At 47.6% G+C, this 17,723-nt stretch carries 14 protein-coding genes; 10 read left to right on the forward strand and 4 right to left on the reverse strand.

The window, feature by feature from the left end; all coding sequences use genetic code 11:
* The first annotated feature begins 164 nt into the window (after positions 1 to 164).
* On the forward strand, positions 165 to 590 hold the full coding sequence (locus EKM75_RS00195) for an Hsp20/alpha crystallin family protein (protein ID WP_125691003.1): 426 nt from the start codon (positions 165 to 167) through the stop codon (positions 588 to 590).
* 166 nt (positions 591 to 756) lie between these two features.
* Here the strand turns inward: EKM75_RS00195 and EKM75_RS00200 are convergent, their stop codons facing one another.
* Both EKM75_RS00200 and EKM75_RS12675 read right to left on the reverse strand, forming a co-directional pair.
* Positions 757 to 1,605, reverse strand: a complete 849-nt coding sequence (locus EKM75_RS00200; RefSeq protein WP_125691005.1) for an aldo/keto reductase — start codon at positions 1,603 to 1,605, stop codon at positions 757 to 759.
* Positions 1,606 to 1,670: 65 nt separating this feature from the next.
* Positions 1,671 to 1,832: a hypothetical protein gene (locus tag EKM75_RS12675; protein WP_164506432.1), complete on the reverse strand. Its 162-nt coding sequence runs from the start codon at positions 1,830 to 1,832 to the stop codon at positions 1,671 to 1,673.
* Between the two features lie 161 nt (positions 1,833 to 1,993).
* On the opposite strand from EKM75_RS12675, the gene EKM75_RS00205 reads away from it, so the two are divergent.
* Both EKM75_RS00205 and EKM75_RS00210 read left to right on the forward strand, forming a co-directional pair.
* On the forward strand, positions 1,994 to 4,339 hold the full coding sequence (locus tag EKM75_RS00205) for a cation-translocating P-type ATPase (protein ID WP_125691007.1): 2,346 nt from the start codon (positions 1,994 to 1,996) through the stop codon (positions 4,337 to 4,339).
* A gap of 90 nt (positions 4,340 to 4,429) precedes the next feature.
* Positions 4,430 to 4,954, forward strand: coding sequence for a DUF1836 domain-containing protein (locus EKM75_RS00210; RefSeq protein ID WP_125682386.1), 525 nt, complete (start codon positions 4,430 to 4,432; stop codon positions 4,952 to 4,954).
* 995 nt (positions 4,955 to 5,949) lie between these two features.
* Here the strand turns inward: EKM75_RS00210 and EKM75_RS00215 are convergent.
* Positions 5,950 to 7,743 carry a glycerophosphoryl diester phosphodiesterase membrane domain-containing protein gene (locus EKM75_RS00215; protein ID WP_125691009.1) on the reverse strand — a complete coding sequence of 598 codons (1,794 nt, stop codon included), beginning with the start codon at positions 7,741 to 7,743 and terminating at the stop codon, positions 5,950 to 5,952.
* 426 nt (positions 7,744 to 8,169) lie between these two features.
* Between EKM75_RS00215 and adhE the strand changes: the two genes are divergently transcribed.
* The 5 genes from adhE to EKM75_RS00240 all read left to right on the forward strand — a co-directional run bounded on the left by adhE (position 8,170) and on the right by EKM75_RS00240 (position 13,824).
* On the forward strand, positions 8,170 to 10,788 hold the full coding sequence (gene adhE, locus EKM75_RS00220; protein WP_125691011.1) for a bifunctional acetaldehyde-CoA/alcohol dehydrogenase: 2,619 nt from the start codon (positions 8,170 to 8,172) through the stop codon (positions 10,786 to 10,788).
* A gap of 233 nt (positions 10,789 to 11,021) precedes the next feature.
* A complete protein-coding gene (locus EKM75_RS00225; protein WP_125691012.1) occupies positions 11,022 to 11,216 on the forward strand; it encodes a hypothetical protein in 195 nt (64 codons plus the stop codon).
* Between the two features lie 100 nt (positions 11,217 to 11,316).
* A complete protein-coding gene (apf, locus tag EKM75_RS00230; protein WP_125691014.1) occupies positions 11,317 to 11,922 on the forward strand; it encodes an aggregation-promoting factor in 606 nt (201 codons plus the stop codon).
* Positions 11,923 to 12,603: 681 nt separating this feature from the next.
* Complete coding sequence (gene apf / locus EKM75_RS00235) at positions 12,604 to 13,239, forward strand: aggregation-promoting factor (protein WP_125691016.1); 636 nt, start codon at positions 12,604 to 12,606, stop codon at positions 13,237 to 13,239.
* 234 nt (positions 13,240 to 13,473) lie between these two features.
* Positions 13,474 to 13,824 (forward strand): aggregation-promoting factor C-terminal-like domain-containing protein, encoded by a 351-nt coding sequence (locus EKM75_RS00240; protein ID WP_125691018.1) that lies wholly within the window; start codon positions 13,474 to 13,476, stop codon positions 13,822 to 13,824.
* Positions 13,825 to 13,907: 83 nt separating this feature from the next.
* On the opposite strand, the gene EKM75_RS00245 is transcribed toward EKM75_RS00240, so the two are convergent.
* Positions 13,908 to 15,302, reverse strand: coding sequence for a YhgE/Pip domain-containing protein (locus EKM75_RS00245; protein ID WP_125691020.1), 1,395 nt, complete (start codon positions 15,300 to 15,302; stop codon positions 13,908 to 13,910).
* Positions 15,303 to 15,561: 259 nt separating this feature from the next.
* Between EKM75_RS00245 and EKM75_RS00250 the strand changes: the two genes are divergently transcribed.
* Positions 15,562 to 16,122, forward strand: coding sequence for a TetR/AcrR family transcriptional regulator (locus EKM75_RS00250; protein WP_125691022.1), 561 nt, complete (start codon positions 15,562 to 15,564; stop codon positions 16,120 to 16,122).
* A gap of 110 nt (positions 16,123 to 16,232) precedes the next feature.
* Positions 16,233 to 17,420: an acetate/propionate family kinase gene (locus EKM75_RS00255; RefSeq protein ID WP_125691024.1), complete on the forward strand. Its 1,188-nt coding sequence runs from the start codon at positions 16,233 to 16,235 to the stop codon at positions 17,418 to 17,420.
* The last annotated feature ends 303 nt before the right edge of the window (positions 17,421 to 17,723 follow it).

The raw sequence follows: 17,723 nt of genomic DNA on the forward strand, positions 1-17,723 counted from the left end.
TTATCTAGGAAATATGTAATCGTATTAATGAAATTGCTTAAATATCAGCTTACACCCCTTTGAATTAGCACTCTAGATATCCGAGTGCTAATTGCTTGCATTGCTGACCAATACTGACTATTATAGATAATGTAATCAAGCAAAGCAGAAAGGGGTTATTGATTATGACTAACGATGTTATGAACCGGAACTATGATTTCTTTGATCCAATGAATTTCTTCAATGAAGTGGGCAACTTGGGCCGCGACATGTTTAATGGTGAAGATACCATGAAGACCGACGTCGTTGAACACGCTAAGAATTACGTTGTAACTGCTGAGATGCCAGGATTCAAGAAGGATGACATTCACGTTGATTATCGTGACGAAACGTTGCGGATTGCTGGTAAGTCGGAAGTTAAGCAAGCGACTAAGGATGACGATGGTCGAGTCTTGCGGCAAGAACGTCACAGTCAAAACGTGGCCCGTTCCTTCTATCTGCCAGACATTGATCTCGAAAATGTTCAAGCTAACTACAATGAAGGTATCTTGACACTAACGCTGCCTAAGCAGACGAAGGTTGAAGATAACCATAAAATCAGTATCGACTAATTAAGTGTTGTATCCTGAAGCGAGTGAGGCAGAAGGCGTTTAGCTAGTGGGCGTTAACGTTCGGCGTTGATGGTAGCTAGTTGCCTTCTGGCACACGCTTCAGTAGGATAACAGTGGCGATAAGAAAGGGTCCAGGACTTTTGTCCTGGACCCTTATTTTTTCGGATTAGTATTGCTTACCCGTTTCGTAAACAATTTCTGGTTCATTCCCGGTCCGTTGGTTTTTGTTCAGTAGATCAATCATCGTCATTTCATCTTCGGCAAGCGTGAAATCAAATACTTGGGCGTTTTCTTGAATTCGCTCAGCGTGTTGCGATTTGGGAATTGGTAAAATACCGTGTTGTAATTCCCACCGTAGAATAATTTGAGCTACCGATTTTTGATGGTGTTGCGCCATCTTGGCAATCATTGGGTCCCCAAGGACGGCTCGTCGGCCCAGGGGACTCCAGGCCTCGGTAACAATATTTTGTTCCTTATCATAGGCCAGCAAGCCCTGTTGGTTTAAGTAGGGGTGGAACTCAACCTGGTTCACGACAGGCATTTCCTTGGCCTGCGTTGCCAGTAATTCCAAGTGGGCCACGGTGTAGTTGGAGACCCCGATGGATTTGACCTGACCGTTGGCCTTTAATTGTTCGAGCGCCTTCCAAGTTTCAAAGAAGTGTTCACGAACGGGCCAATGAATCAGCAGCAGGTCTAAGTAATCAGTCTGTAGGCGCTTTAGTGAGCCTTCTACGGCCTTCATAGTCCGGTCGTAACCTTGGACAGCTTCGGCGACCTTACTGGTTAAGAAGAGCGCTTCGCGGGGTAAACCGAGTTGATGCAGAGCAGGTCCCAGGATATCTTCATTTCGATAAAGCATTGCGGTATCGAAGAGTCGGTAGCCAGCGTCCCATGCGGTTTGAATTGTGTGGTTCATTGCTTTTTGGTCGCTAATTAAGTAAGTGCCGAAACCCATTGCGGGCATCTTCTTACCGTCAGCGAGGGTGATGGTATCTGAAATACTGGTAAGTGCCATTGTCATTCTCCTTTATGTCAGTCGATAAGTACTATCTTAGGCTAAAACAATAAAAATGACAACGCTTACCGTGGTCGTTTAAACTGGTCGTATAGGTTGATACTAGCCTCAATCAACATCCCAGCCGTCATTAACCACATAGCCAACATATCTTGATGGGCGAGCATACAACCTAGTAGCACAATGTAGAGGATAAATAAGATGATCGCAGATGATTTATGATTCATAGTAATTCCTCCCTTGGATGATTAAACCACCTTCATTATAGTCATTTATGTGAGTAGTTGCGATTCGGTAAAGGATTCGAAAAAGCTGAATGAATTTTGGGTGTCAGGGGGCCTTTATCTAGTACAATGGGGTAAAGAACCGGTGAAGGAGGCTTGGTGTGATGACGGCACATGAGCGTTACTTACCACCACTGGACTGTGGATTGACCGCAGAGAAAGTGAGTGATCGGGTGGCGGCGGGCCAGAAGAATGATCCGCTACCACCGTTGACCCGAAGTGTAAAACAAATATTTCGGGATAATTTATTAACTCTATTTAACTTAATCAACATTATCTTGGGTGCCCTGGTATTTTTAACCGGGAGCTATAAAAATTTACTCTTTCTAGGCGTAGTCGTGGTCAATACGGGTATCGGTATTTTTCAAGAAATCCGGTCTAAACGCCAAGTCGACAAGCTTGCCCTGCTGTCAGAGGGGACGATTGACGTGCTCCGTGATGGACAGCTAACAGCGCATCATCAAGATGATATCGTGTTGGATGATATCTTGTCGCTAGGACGTGGGGATCAGTTACCCGTCGATGGTCTGATTCGTGACACTGCCGGCTTGGAAGTCGATGAATCCCAGATTACTGGGGAGTCAACGCCCATTGAGAAGCATACCGGTGACACGCTGATCTCAGGTAGCGTCATCTTAGGCGGCCGGGCCATGGTCCAGGCGACAACGGTGGGTAGCGGGAGCTTTGTGAAGCAGTTGGCCCACTCTGCTAAGCAAAAGCGCCGCAATGCTAGTGAGTTACTCACAATCATTAATCGTATTATTAAAGTTTTGACCTTCGCCATTGTCCCATTGGGAGCCGCGCTCTTTATTTCGTCCATGATGCGGGGGCAAAGCCAAAACCGAGCCATTCTAGGAACTGTTGCCTCAATGGTGGGGATGATTCCAGAAGGGTTGGTCCTGTTGACTTCCGTAGCGTTGGCGGCGGGTGCCTTTACTTTAGGCCGGCGGAACGTATTGGTACGAGAGTTGCCGGCCATTGAGGCGTTGGCACGAGTTGACGTCCTGTGTTTGGATAAGACTGGGACCATTACCAACGGCCAACTGCAGTTGGATCGGGTGGAGCCGATTGGCACGACATCAGTTGCCCAGCTGGAAACGATTTTAGCCCAGTTAGTGGCGGCCACGGGGGATGATAATGAAACGGCTCAGGCTGTTCAAAACGTTTTAGGTACGCCAGTGGTTGCTGCCCAAAATGTTTTGCCTTTCTCCTCCGGTAGAAAGTGGAGTGGGGCTGAGTTGGCCGACCGGGCGTACATCATGGGGGCACCAGAATTCATTTTTGAGACGGTACCTGCCAATGTGAAGCAGCGGATCGAAGCTTTGGCAAAGCAGGGTTACCGGGTACTTCTATTAGCACAAGCTGACCGGTTAACGACACCCAAACCAACGAATCCCCAGGCACTGGGGCTGATTCTAATTACGGATGAGTTGCGGCCACGGGCCAAAGATACCTTTAGTTTTTTCGCCAATCAGGACGTTGCCCTGAAGGTCATCTCGGGAGATAATCCCGTAACGGTTGCCAGTATTGCTGAACGGGCGGAGATTACCGGGGCCCAGCAATTGATTGACATGAGTACGGTGGGCGCCACCCCTGATTACGGGCAGTTGGTCCAAGACTATAACGTCTTTGGCCGGGTGACGCCACAGCAAAAGGAGCAGTTGATCAAGGCTTATCAAACGGCGGGACATACGGTTGCTATGACCGGTGATGGGGTCAACGACTTACTGGCGCTGCGTCAAGCTGATTGTAGTATCGCCATGGCTTCGGGGAGTGAAGCTACTAAGAGTCTGGCTGATTTTGTCTTGGTCGACTCAAATTTTGATGCAATGATCAACGTTTTAAATGAAGGTCGGCGAGTCATCAATAATATTGAGCGGGTCGCCTCGTTATTCCTGATTAAAACGATGTATTCCGTGGCGCTGACCCTAATTTTTATCTTCATGAATCACAGTTACCCGTTTGAACCGATTCAATTGACGCCTATCTCATCGTTGATGGTGGGGATTCCAACGTTCTTCCTGGCTTTGCAACCAAACTACGCCCGGATTGCGGGACGGTTTATGAAGCAAGTTATGGAAATTGCAGCGCCCGCAGCGGTCTGCGTCATTGGGTATATTCTGGTGATCATGGCACTTGGAACGCAGTTTAAACTCGCCTTTGCCACGACCTCCACGTTGAGTGTGTTATTGACGGGGATGATCAGTCTCAACGCCTTATTGATGGTGGCTCGGCCACTGAACCGGTTTAAAATTGGGTTGGTGGCGTTGATGGCGGGACTATTTGCGATGGTCTTCCTCTTCTTTGGTCCAATTTTTTCGCTGGTTAATTTGCTCAACTGGCGCTTGGCCCTAATCTACTTGCCACTCATGGTCAGCGTGATTCCCGTATTCATCGTCGTTCAGGACGTGCTGGGTCACCGAATTCTTAGTCGAATACGTTGGCGCTAGGATAAATTGTCGTTTCTAGTCTTTATCTAGTCATTGAGACTAGATACTATGGTATAATCAAGACTAGATACGGAAGGGCAGGGAAGATACATGGCGGATTTTAATCAATATACGCGGTGGGAACACCAGATGCACGGTGTGAAGTTGCCACGTTGGGATGACTTACCCAAGTTTGATCTTTACATGGATCAGGTGACCGCACTGGTCAACGATGCGTTAGGGCCGTTGGGCATTGATATGGTGACGCCGGCAATGATTAACAATTATGTGAAACACAATGTGATTTTGGCACCAGTGAAGAAGAAATACCAAACCATGCAGCTGACGGATATTTTGATGATCAGCCTGTTGAAACCCATGTTCCAGACGGATACGGTTCGGACAGGTATCGACCAGATTACGGCTGGGGACTATCCCAAGCAAGCTTATGACAACTTCATTGAGCAGTTGGAGAATCGCTTGCATCATTTGGGTGAGGACCAGATTCAACCAGCCACTAAGAACTTAAATGAAAAATTGATGCAGGTCGCGGTGGATGCTGTAGTCGCCCGGCTGCAGTCTGAAAAGCTGTTAAAGCTGATTAAACGCCCATTACGTAAAATTGAAAAGAAATAGTGCAACCAAAAGGCTCGGACATTTTGTCCGAGCCTTTTCTATGCGATACTTGGCGCCTTACCGGTCGCAGCAGATGGGCTGGAACGGTGCCGACGGTTGGCAGGTCGGGGCCTGCTGTGTGAAACGGCCAAAGCCAAAGGGCGGTCTTTGGCCTCGACTTGAATCCCCGTAAAAGTCACGGGTATCCAAGTGCGTTCCGTGTTGTAAGTTCGGGAAAGCCCCCCGGACTTACAACACCGACACGGCTGGTCCCCGCCCTGCCAACCGTCGACGACAATGTGGTCTCATGTGAAAGTTAGTGTGTTTAGCCGAAAATGAAGCAATCGCTATTGGCTGTTTCACTTGATTTGACTAGATGGGGTATCAGGTAGTCAGCTTATAAAGCTAGTCATTGAAATACCCACTATGCCTGATATAACAAGGATTGGGTATTGAGATTTAGTCAGTAGTAGGAAATTGCCGCCTCACCGATCACCAAATTTGGACTGGGAACGCTTTGGGAAGGACGGGACAAGCCAAAGAGCGGTCTTACCCCTCGCTTGAAGCCACAAAAACCGTCTTTGAGTCGCCATTTTCAAGAAAATTATTTGAAAATCTCACGACTGAGTCCAAATTTGACTCACTCTTGGCTACCTAGTGGTACGCCAATAATATTGCGTAAGTGCAGTCATTCAGGCATGCAAGCTAGCTTATTTTTCAAGAACCCGTTTAACCGGAGGTGGTCAGAGGTGAAGCCAGCTGTGTCGACGCTGTTAGCCGATTTTCGGCTTACAGCGTGGGACGGGTTTGGAGACTGGTGGTTTTTCCAGGCTTCAAACCGAGCCGAAGGACCGCTTTTCAGGCCGCAGGCGTTCCCCACAGCAGGCGGAATCTCTGACAGCCACAGGTGGCTGGTGAGGCTAATTTTAAGTCTATAACGCCTTATTATTCTTGGTTTGATAACGGTTCTCTAACTTTCAACCTTTAGCTAAAATACCTAAAACTCACCTACACCGTTACTGCGTTTGCGTTTCTAACGATAAATCATTCATGAACGTCAGCAGGAGGTTCGCGTAACTTGGGTGGTCCGTGTTGTCCTTGATTTCCTGTTGAATCAGGCTGAGATTGTTGGTAATCACACCGTTAGCGCCCATGAACATCATCTGGTCCATCGTGGTAACGTCGTCGATATCCCAAGCGTAGACCTTCTTGTGCTCTCGGTTGGCCTGATCAATGAAGGTATCGTTTAAAGTAGTGGCCTCCATGGTGTAAGCGTTGGCCCGAGTGTGGGGGAAGGTTAAGTTGTACGGCAGAATGTAGCTGACGAAGAGCTGTGGATGTGCCTGCTTCAAGCGATTCATGATACCGTAGCTCAGGGTGTGCACCTGCTCATGATGGGCCATGATCCGGGTGCCAAATTGTCGGTAGAAACGGTCGGGTAAGTCCTTGGTGTCACCTGAACTGGTTTTGATTTCAATCAGTAGTTTCTGATGATGTTGAATGGCGGTGTTCAGGTAGTGGTCGAAGCTGGGAATCTTAGCCTGATAACCGTTTTCTGTGACGGTGACCTTAGTTAGCTGGGCCAACGTCATCTTAGAGACTGACCGTTTCAAATTAGCTAAGTTTTTCAGGTTGGCGTCGTGCATGACCACAAATTGATGATCTTTGGTCTCACGAATGTCCATTTCCACGTAGTCTGGTTTTTCTTTACTGGTCTTAACCATGGCTGGAATGGTGTTCTGCACCCCGTTACCGTTGTCCACACCTCGGTGGGCAATTGTGAGTGGTTTACTCATGGCCAGGCCATTTAAGTAAATCAGGTTGAAGGCAACCATAAGGGCACTGATGACGGTCAGACCGCTGATGATCAGGAGGCGAGTTCGTAACTTGGTCTTGGCCGGTTCCCGAAAACTGAAGAGGGAAAGTGGTGTCCGCCGGTGAGTATCGTGACTACTCAGAATAACCATCATAAAGAGGATGGTCGAGTAGCAGACGATGAATTCTGTGATAACTTCCATTAAGAAGAGATTGAACGTCGCGATTGCCAACGCAATGCTGGTTTTATCGAAGATCAGCTGACCCAGATAGATGGCGGCATAGATGATAGTCACGGCAATGCTGACCATAATCAAAGTCAGCACAATTTTACTGAGGTAATTCCAAAATTCGCCGCGGGTTCGCTGCCAGCTGAGACGGATGGCCTCACGACTGTGATAATGGTCGATCATCATCAACGGGAGTACCGCAATCAAACGAGTACCGAGGTAGGCAGCGACCACGTAAAATAGACCCAGTAGTACGGCCCACAGGGGGTTATCCATGAGATAGCTGACGATGAATGAAGGAATCTTGGCCTTGTTGAGCAAAGGGGTGGTAAATAATTCGCTCCCAAACGGCATGATGACGATAAAGTAGCCAATGAAGAATAGGAAGGTACTAGGCGAAGCCCCCGCAATGCTGCGGACCGTTTCAGTCAAAACGGCTCTGGAAGAATCCGGTCGACCACTGCGAATGTTGGTGATCCCCAGTAAAAGGTAGGCAAACTGCCAGTAGATCAGGGTGATAATTGCCAGGAGAATCAGCAACAGACCAGCGATAGCCAGGGGATGTTGGAGCGTGATGGTAACGATGTTGGTATAGGAAACGTAAGGAACACGTTGCCATTTCATAAGGGCTGCAGTCAACCAAGTGAACGCGGGGACTGCTAAGTAGCTAATAACTAAGTTGGTTACGAAGACCAGGGTCACGTAACTGCCCCAGTGTTGGAAAAAGTGGTGGGTTGCTTCCCGCCAGAACCGCCAAGCTTGCACAGTTCTCAGCTCCTCTCAAATGGGCCCGGTGAAGTTCTAGCGTGGAAGACGTACTAGGGAGACCGTAGCCTGATTAATATCTCTACTTTAGCATATCCCACCGCCGTCCTCAGAAAAAATAAGATATTTTGTCGTTGAGGAGACTAAACGAGTGGTGCGCCGTGAGAATCTTGATCATTAAAATGAAAGCGCTTGCAGTTTATAGTGATTTAATTCACACGTATGTTAAGGCTAAGTCTTTTGCGAAATGCGGGTCACGACCAACGCGGACGGTGTGATAAGAAGCCTGATGTAAAGCCGGTTAAGCAATCAAACGAATTAATTGTGATATTTTTAACAAAAAGGTCTTGCAGATTTTCAGAAACATGTTAAGATTATATTCGTGAAGAAGTTAACAAAGATGTTTTCAAAAACGGAGGCATGGATATGTTAAAAGATGTGAAAGAGAATTCTAAATTAAATGCAAAAGAAAGCGAAGAAACCGTCGACCAAATGATCGACCGGCTCACGCAAAAAGCCCATGATGCCTTGTGTGGCATGGACGATTTTTCCCAAGAACAAGTTGACCACATTGTGCATCAGATGGCCATTGCTGGCTTGGACCACCACATGGCGTTAGCTAAAGCGGCCTATGAAGAAACTGGTCGTGGTGTGATGGAAGATAAAGCAGTTAAAAACATGTTTGCCACTGAAGAAATCTGGCACTCAATTAAAAACGATAAGACGGTCGGAATTATTAAAGATGATCGCGAACGGCAACTGATTACGGTGGCTGAACCCCTTGGCATCTTAGCTGGGGTCACACCAGTTACGAACCCGACCTCAACTACGCTGTTTAAGAGCTTGATTGCCGTAAAGACGCGGAACCCAATCATCTTTGCGTTCCACCCACAAGCCCAGAAGTCTTCTGTCATGGCCGCCAAGGTCGTGCGGGATGCTGCGATTGCTGCTGGGGCACCTGAAGGCGTCATCCAATGGATCGACAAGCCTAGTTTGGAAGCCACAACTGCACTGATGAATCACCCGATGGTGGCTAGTGTTCTGGCTACCGGTGGCCCTGGCATGGTTAAGGCAGCCTACTCAACTGGTAAGCCAGCCTTAGGGGTTGGACCCGGTAACGGTCCTGCCTACATTGAAAAGACGGCCAACATCAAGCGGGCCGTTTACGACATCGTCTTATCCAAGACGTTTGATAACGGGATGGTCTGTGCTTCTGAAAACAGTGCCGTCATCGACGCTGAGATTTACAACGATGTGAAGCAAGAAATGCAAGACCGGGGTGTTTACTTCATTAAGAAGGCCGACGAGAAGGCTTTAGCCGATGCTATGTTTGTGCCAAATGGTGGGGTCAAGGGACCAATCGCTGGAATGTCAGCACGTAAGATTGCCGATTTGGCAGGCATCAAGGTGCCAGATAGCACCAAGGTCTTAGCAGCTGAAATCACCGGAGTTGGCGAAAAGTACCCACTCTCTCGTGAAAAACTCAGCCCAGTTATTTCCGTATACAAGGCTAGCAGTCAAGAGAAAGCCTTTGACCTCTGCAACCAGTTACTCCATTTCGGTGGGTTAGGGCATACGGCAGCCATCCATACCATGGATGACGACCTGGCCACTAAGTACGGTATCGTCATGAAGGCTAGTCGGGTGTTGGTCAACACACCATCCGCTATCGGTGGAATTGGGAACCTGTACAACGAAATGGTACCTTCCTTGACGTTAGGGACTGGTTCATGGGGTAAGAATTCCGTTTCCCATAACGTTTCCTCATTCGACCTGTTGAACATCAAAACGATTGCAAAGCGGCGAAATAATATGCAATGGATTAAATTACCTCGAGTTTACTTTGAAAAGACGTCTGTCCGTTACCTGAACGATATGCCTGGTGTTAAGCGGGTCTTCTTAGTAACTGACCCCGCCATGGTTGAGTTAGGGTACATTGACACGGTCTTAAATGAATTAAAGCGGCAACCAAACGGCATTGAATACTCCTTATTCTCTGACGTTGAACCAGATCCAACGACTGACACGGTTAACCGTGGGGTCGCTCAAATGCGGATGTTCAAGCCAGATACCATTGTGGCTTTAGGTGGGGGTTCTGCCATGGACGCTGCCAAGAACATGTGGCTCTTCTATGAAGACCCTAACGCTAGCTTCTTTGGTGCTAAGCAGAAATTCATGGATATTCGGAAGCGGACTTACAGCTTCAACAAGCCACACAAGGCCCAATTTGTTGCTATTCCAACGACTTCCGGAACTGGTTCAGAAGTCACGCCATTCTCCGTCATCACCGACTCTAAGACGCACGTGAAGTACCCATTGGCTGACTACGCATTGACCCCAGACGTTGCCATCGTGGACTCACAATTTATTGAAACGGTGCCTAAGAAGACGGTTGCTTACTCTGGCTTGGATGTGTTGACCCACGCGATTGAATCCTACGTGTCTAACATGGCTTCCGATTACACGCGGCCATGGTCCTTACAAGCCATGAAGTTGGTTATGGAAAACCTGACGGATTCCTACAATGGTGATATTCACGCCCGTGAAGAAATGCATAACGCTTCAACGTTGGCGGGGATGGCCTTTGCGAACGCCTTCCTAGGGGTCGACCACTCGATTGCTCACAAGTTAGGTGGAGAATTCGGTTTACCACACGGGTTGGCCATTGCGATTACGTTGCCTCACGTTATCCGGTACAACTTCAAGGAACCAACGAAGCTCTCCATGTGGCCAAAGTACGATCACTTCAGAGCCGACGAAGATTACGCACAGATTGCCCGTTACCTGGGACTATCCGGTAACAGCAAGGAAGAATTGAAGGAAGCCCTGGTTAAGCGGATCATCGACTTGGCTCACTCAGTTGGTGTAACCCTTAGCTTGAAGGCTAACGGCGTTGACAAGGCGCACTTCGATCAGGCCGTGGACAAGTTGGCTGAATTAGCCTTCGAGGACCAATGCACGACGGCTAACCCTAAGGAACCTTTGATTTCTGAACTAAAGCAAATCATGATTGACGAATACGACGGTAAGCATGTCGAGAAGTAAGAACTATTGTGACTAGAGATAAAAAGGTCAGGTGCCTCAGCGCCTGACCTTTTTGCTGTACTTGAAGTCGTGCTGAGTGACGGGTGCGTAAGGTTTTAGCTGATATGTGTTTGGTGATTGAACGAGTTTCTACTATATTATATGAATAAAAATATTCGCTGAATTTTGAAATGGGCCGGTCAATTTGACTAAATTAGGTGGTTTTGACCAAGCTATTGGGGATGAAAATAGCGGTGAATAATGAAAATGTTGATAAAAGAGGGGATTTATCATCAAATTTTCATGAAAGTGACCAAATTTTTGTGATTATTTGGTGCAAAACACACCAAAAATTTACCCTCTTTTTCGCTAAAATGGGCAAATATGGGGTCAAAAAAGCGGTTTATGTGACAGTGACGTTACAAATATTACGAAATGTCATACAGTAATATTTTTCTTAACACTGGCGTAACACAACGCCAATCTGGTTGACACAACCATCGGTTATTCTAATACCCGTTAAGCAAACAAAGGAGGACATTCATTCTTATGAATATCAAAAAAGCTTTAGTTAATACTTTGGGTACGGTTGCCGTTGTCGGTGCCGGTATCTTCGCCACTAATGTCACGGCCAACGCCGATACTAATGTTACGGTCAAGCAGGGGGATTCTGTTTGGTCATTAGCTAGCAAGTATGATTCATCCGTTAGTGCCATTGAAAAGGCAAACAGCCTGAGCAACTCCAACCTGATCTTCGTGGGTCAAAAGTTAAACGTGCCAAGCAGCACGCAAGCTGCCACGACTTCAGCTAACGCTTCTACTAAAAACTACAGTCACCAAGCAACGACTACGCCAGCTAGCCAATCCACGACTAGCCAGGCAACCACGAACCACCACACGAGCACAACTTCTGCTTCTACTGGTGTTTCTGGTTCAGAAGCCAGTGCTAAGGCCTGGATCGCTAACAAGGAATCTGGCGGTTCATACTCAGCTACCAACGGCCAATACATCGGTAAGTACCAACTGAGCTCTTCCTACTTGAATGGTGACTACTCAGCCGCCAACCAAGAAAAGGTTGCTAACTCATACGTTGCTTCCCGTTACGGTTCATGGTCAGCTGCCCAAGCTTTCTGGCAAGCAAACGGCTGGTACTAAACCTAGTTTAGTAGCACCAACCAACTTACGTTTAAATTCAAGTAACGCCCCTCGGATGCAGGTCCGATGGGCGTTTTTTGTTGTTTAACTAAAGGCGCACTCCGGTAGCCAGGGATTCCGCCTGCTGTGGGGACGCTTCAGCCAAAGGGCGGGCTTCTCGCTCAATTTGGAGCCACGAAGAACCCGTGTCTTCAAAGTCGCCCGTGCTGTAGACTGGAAAATCACCAGTCAACACCACCTTCACAGCTGGCTACATCCCTGGCTACCTCCGGCTCTGATTGTGATGTAACGTGATTTACGAGCTAATTGATAGTAGAGGACGAACTTTGGTGGCCGGAAAGGCGGAAGAACACACTGAGTTGCCTAACTTTACGCGTTGAATTTGGCTGGAAATTGCAGTTTAGCCTAAAAAAGATGGTAAATTCACACTTTTTGACCGATTAATTTACGAGAGAAACTGTGTCAAACCGCTGATTTCGTCATACCAGCGCAAAATAAAGGTCGAAAACCCGGTTAATGTTGCAACCTTATTAACCACATTACGCTTTGTCATTTAAGCCGGTTTTTCTTAATGTGGGTGTAACTCAGGAACAATCACGGTGTAACCTCCACAGGTTATGATATATCTTGTTAAGTAATTGATAGACAGATTCACTAATCAAAAGGAGGACATTCATTTTTATGAATATCAAAAAAGTTTTAGTATCTACATTGGGAACTGCAGCCGTTTTAGGCGCTGGCTTCTTCGCTAGCACCACTTCCGCAAATGCCGACGTCCGGGTTTCGGTTAAGTCGGGAGACACGGTTGCTAAGATCGCTAACCAATACAACTCCAGTGTTTCATCAATCGAACAAGCAAACAACTTAAAGAACGTTAACTTGATTTACGTCGGTGAATCCTTAGTGATTCCTAGCGCTGCTTCAACTAGCACAACTACGGCGGCTACGACTGGTTCAACGACCACGACGCCTAGCCAATCAACGACGTCAAACACTAACTCAGCAAACTACAGTGGCACTTCTAACTACAGCCACAAGACTGCTTCAACTGGAACGACCAGTTCAGCTTCTACAGCTTCGACGACCACGTCTGGCTCAAGCTCTTCAGCTAAGTCATGGATTGCAAACAAAGAATCCGGCGGTTCATACACTGCTACGAACGGGAACTACTACGGGAAGTACCAACTGAGCAAGTCTTACTTGCACGGTGATTACTCAGCCGCTAACCAAGAAAAGGTAGCCAACTCTTACGTATCTTCTCGTTATGGTTCATGGGCTGCTGCTAAGTCATTCTGGCAAGCAAACGGCTGGTACTAAACCGATTTAGACCAGTAGCTTAATTAAATTACGAAATAAACGACGGAAAAGTCCTAGCGGCTGACCGTCGTTTTGTCGTGTCAAAATCCCGCTATTTCGGCATTTTCACGATGAATGTTACACCAGACCGCCAAAAATGGGGTTGGCCGTTACGTTTTTGTAACATTCGGACAATCTGGCTGTAACGTTTAAACGTTATGCTAAACTTAACAAATTCGCTAGGAGGGAAAATCTTTGAAATTAAAATCATTTTTCATGGTCATCGTGACGGTTCTTACGTTGGCCGTTCCTAGTGTCACATCCGTTGTGACTCCAGCAACGACAGCAGAAGCCAGCACAACTTACGTTTCCACGTTATCCAAGAAGGAAAAGAAGGCTAAGGCCTGGATCGCTATGAAGGAATCTGGCGGTAACTACCGCGCCCGTAATGGTCGTTACTACGGGAAGTATCAATTAACGATCTCTATGTTACGTGGGGACTACAGCAAGACTAACCAAGAAAAGACCGCTGACAAGTACGCACACAACCGTTACGGCTCGTGGACGAAAGCCAAGCGTCACTGGTTGGGCTACGGCTGGTTCTAACTTAAAACTTAAATGAAATAAAATCCTCACTAGTCGGTTGGCTAGCGGGGATTTTTTGTGTTTGGCGGGAAAAGGTCAGGCGGTCAATCAGCAAGTTGATTCCGTTTTAAGTCTAAGTGAAAGCGAAGGATGATCAACAGGTTGAATCCCAGGGCCATGGCAATCATCATCAGCCAAGCCCCGGGAAGACTTACATTGGTGGAGATTGCCGAACGGAGAACTTGAATCAAGTAGGTCATGGGTAGCCAAGGATTCACTAGTCTGGCCAAAGGGCTAACTAGCGGCAGGGGGTAGAGACCACCGGAGCTGGCTAACTGGAAGACGAGCACGATGGAGATGAGCCAAGTGCCAAAACCGCCTAGTAAGAGTCGCAGGCAGAAGATGAGGGAGAGAAATAGCAGTGACCCGAGAAAAATCGCTACCAGTAATTCAACCTGCGAACGGGCGGCAAGGTGATTGGCAAGAGCCAACGTGCTAGCGAGAATACCACTCTGAAGAATAGCAACCCCGCCGATTAGTAAGGCTTTGCTGCCCCACCAGTTCAGGGCCGACTGGGGTCGTTCATAAGTTCGGTGACCGTCGTACATGGTCCCTAGGGCAATCCCACCAACGTAGAGGCCAATGGCAATAGCAAAGGGGGCCATACCGGTCCCGTTGTTTGGAACGCTGGCCATGTCATGTGTCTGTGCGACGATTGGTTGGGTAATGGCAGTCGCGTTGGCCGGTCCAGTTTGAATACCGGCCAGTCGACCACTGCCGGTAGTGAGAGCGTCACTCAGCTCTGCGTTGCCTTGCTCTAGGTGCAGTAGGCCGGTCATTGAGGCAGCGAGTCCTGCAGATAGTGCTGGATAGTGAGTCGGCGTTGTAGCAGTTTGCAGCTGCTGATTGCCATTTAAGAGTCGCTGAGTGCCACTGGTTAACTGGGTGTTACCAGCAGCGGCACGGCTCATGCCGGCCGTACTTCCCCGTAGCGCTTGTAGAAGGGTAGTTGATTCCAGTTGAGTGACGCTGTGGCTGACCTTAGCTGTAATTGTGTTCGCCACACCGGTCGTCATTTTAGAGACGATGAAGTTAGCACCGGAATTGATCTGATAGTGAAGGCGTAGTCTTTGAGGAGTTTTAGTCAGAAGAGTTGTCGCATTCTGTGAGAAGTTATGAGGGATGGTGACAATTAGATAGATTTTCCCTTGACGTAACTGATGATTGGCAGTGGTATCGCTCAGTTGATGAAAGTCTAGGGAAGTGGAGGTTTTCAAGTTATGCGTCAGGGATTGGCCAATGGCAATGTGATGGTTGTGGAAGGTAACGGGATGGTCGTGGTTAACGACGGCAACGGGGAGGTCGTCTGTGTGGCCGTACGTGTTCCACATGGAGGAGAGGTACAGGAAACAATAGATTGCGGGAATCAAGGCAATCATAAACAGGACGACAAACATTTTCTTATGTTGACAAAGAAATTGCCATTCACTTTTGAACATCAAATCACACCTTTCAAATAAACACTTGGTTGATTGACCGTCTACAGAATACGCATTGAAACTGAGGGAAGCAATCAACAATTTAGTGAGAGATGTTTGGTGTTAGGGCAAGATAAATAGCCTAGATTCTGGTTTCATCGCATATGATTAGTGACATAACTAGCAACAGAAATGATCACGTTGTTGATTGCTTGGTGGTAGGAAAAGATGATTTAATTGGGGCAGAAAGTTCAGTGACCGATTATTTGGGGGGATGGGTATGGAAAGTAATACGCAGGTATTGATGACGGAAGCTAGATTGCAACGCGCTTTTATTAAATTAATGGCGCAGGAGGGCTTTGACCGGTTGACGGTTCAGAAACTTACTCGGATTGCCGGCATTAATCGCGGAACGTTTTATTTACACTACTTGGATAAGTTTGATCTGTTGGCACACTATGAGGGGGAACTAGTTCAGCAGGTTACTGAGATCTTTCAGCGTTACACTAAGCCAGTACGGGTAACGGATACGTCACCAACGCGGGATGCCTTCTGGCAATTCTTTCAGTACGCCTATCGGCAGCGTGCGCTATTGATCACCCTGCTTCAAAGCCCCGCTTCTAGCCTCATGACTCAGACAAAAGCGGTTATCAATCAGGTCGTTGGGGTCCCACTGACTAAGAAGATGCCCACTGACTTTGCTCAGGAACTCATATCGCAGGGAATCTTGGATTTCATTATTTTTTGGTTAACGCGACCAGAAGTATTAGCTCCACGGGCCGCTTACACAATCTTTGTGCAGTCGCGGACCCTTTCACCGCAGCAATTATTGACCGAGTAAGTGCAAAGAATGGACCAGTTTTTCACTAAAACGCGAATTCTTTCTTGAAAACGGTTACAAAATTCTTTAGACTAGGAGGTAACCGAGAAAAAACGATTGGGAGGAGTATCATGGCAAAAACATTAGCAATTAACGCAGGTAGTTCAACACTGAAGTGGAAGCTCTTTTCCATGCCCGAAGAAAAAGTTATCGCATCGGGTCTGGTTGACCGTTTGAACTTACCCGGCTCCATTTTTAAAGTGAAACTAGCGGACGGTAAAAAGATTACTGATACGCAGGATAACATTACGAATGAACTCGCAGCGGCAATGGTGCTGACACGGTTGAAGTCCTACGGTATCGTGAAACACCTTAGCGAAATCACTGGGGTAGGTCACCGAATTGTTGCTGGTGGGGAAGTTTTCAAGGACTCCGCTGTCATTACGCCCATCGTGCTCAAGCAGATCAAGGAACTGAAAGACTATGCCCCCCTTCACAACCCCGTGCAAGCGTACTACGTGGAAGTCTTCCAGAAATTATTGCCAGAGGCCAAGCAGGTCGCTGTCTTTGATACGTCACTGTACGCTGACATGCCCGCAGTCAACTATATGTATAGCATTCCTTACGAATACTATGAAAAATTTGGTGCCAGAAAGTATGGCGCTCACGGAACCAGTCACCGTTACGTAGCGCACCGTACGGCCGAATTGCTGGGTAAACCGCTAGAGGACCTCAAACTGATCACGCTGCATTTGGGCTCTGGTTCGTCCGTCACGGCTTTTGATCACGGTCACGCTATCGATACCTCAATGGGCTTCACGCCGCTCGCAGGGGCCATGATGGGGACCCGTTCCGGGGACATTGACGCTTCACTGGTCGCCTTCCTGGCGGAGAAGCTCCACAAGACCATGCCAGAGATGATCGACGTCTTAAATAACAAGTCTGGTTTACTTGGTATTTCAGAACTCTCACCTGACCAACGGGATTTGGAGCAGACACAGGATGAACGGCCGAAGTCAAAGCTGGCCCTGCAGATGTTTGTTGACCGTGTTGTTCGCTACGTGGGGAGCTACATCGCTGAATTAGGTGGCTTAGATGCCATTGTCTTCACGGCGGGTTCTGGTGAAAATGGTGTTGAGATGCGCCAGGCGGTTGCTGACAAGCTGAGCTACTTTGGCATTGCTATCGATCCAGCCAAGAACGATTTCCGTGGGGAAGAACACATTGTGAGTCCTGATGGCAGTCATATCAAGACGTTGGTGGTACCAACGAATGAAGAATTAATGATTGTCCGGGACGTTGAACGTCTGACTAAATAGGGCACGGATTTAAGTGTGGATGATTGTTGCTAGTTAAAAGTAGTCTGACCAAGTTAGCTTGGCGGGACTGCTTTTTTCGTTTAGCGAGCAACGGGACGACGGCGTACAAATCCCCAATAATACCGTACCATAACGGTGTTAAGGGTAACTTAAGTGGACCATTAACCCTTTCTTGAACACTATGTCATTTCGGTAAAGACCGTGACAAATTGTCATGAAATTTACGTTCGTTTAATCAAGCGGTAACGTGATAATCACGGGTTTGAGATATTGCGGCAGTAAGCTATGGGTAATCGAAAGGGA

The sequence above is a fragment of the Levilactobacillus tongjiangensis genome, assembly GCF_003946345.1.
GTDB classification, from domain to species: domain Bacteria; phylum Bacillota; class Bacilli; order Lactobacillales; family Lactobacillaceae; genus Levilactobacillus; species Levilactobacillus tongjiangensis.

Bases quoted from the DNA above. Each gene is read 5' to 3' on its own strand.
- apf (WP_125691016.1), top strand. From the start codon at position 12,604: ATGAATATCAAAAAAGTTTTAGTATCTACATTGGGAACTGCAGCCGTT.
- EKM75_RS00200 (WP_125691005.1), bottom strand. From the start codon at position 1,605: ATGGCACTTACCAGTATTTCAGATACCATCACCCTCGCTGACGGTAAG.
- EKM75_RS00255 (WP_125691024.1), top strand. From the start codon at position 16,233: ATGGCAAAAACATTAGCAATTAACGCAGGTAGTTCAACACTGAAGTGG.
- EKM75_RS00245 (WP_125691020.1), bottom strand. From the start codon at position 15,302: ATGTTCAAAAGTGAATGGCAATTTCTTTGTCAACATAAGAAAATGTTT.
- EKM75_RS00250 (WP_125691022.1), top strand. From the start codon at position 15,562: ATGGAAAGTAATACGCAGGTATTGATGACGGAAGCTAGATTGCAACGC.
- EKM75_RS00210 (WP_125682386.1), top strand. From the start codon at position 4,430: ATGGCGGATTTTAATCAATATACGCGGTGGGAACACCAGATGCACGGT.
- EKM75_RS12675 (WP_164506432.1), bottom strand. From the start codon at position 1,832: ATGAATCATAAATCATCTGCGATCATCTTATTTATCCTCTACATTGTG.
- EKM75_RS00195 (WP_125691003.1), top strand. From the start codon at position 165: ATGACTAACGATGTTATGAACCGGAACTATGATTTCTTTGATCCAATG.
- adhE (WP_125691011.1), top strand. From the start codon at position 8,170: ATGTTAAAAGATGTGAAAGAGAATTCTAAATTAAATGCAAAAGAAAGC.
- EKM75_RS00205 (WP_125691007.1), top strand. From the start codon at position 1,994: ATGACGGCACATGAGCGTTACTTACCACCACTGGACTGTGGATTGACC.
- apf (WP_125691014.1), top strand. From the start codon at position 11,317: ATGAATATCAAAAAAGCTTTAGTTAATACTTTGGGTACGGTTGCCGTT.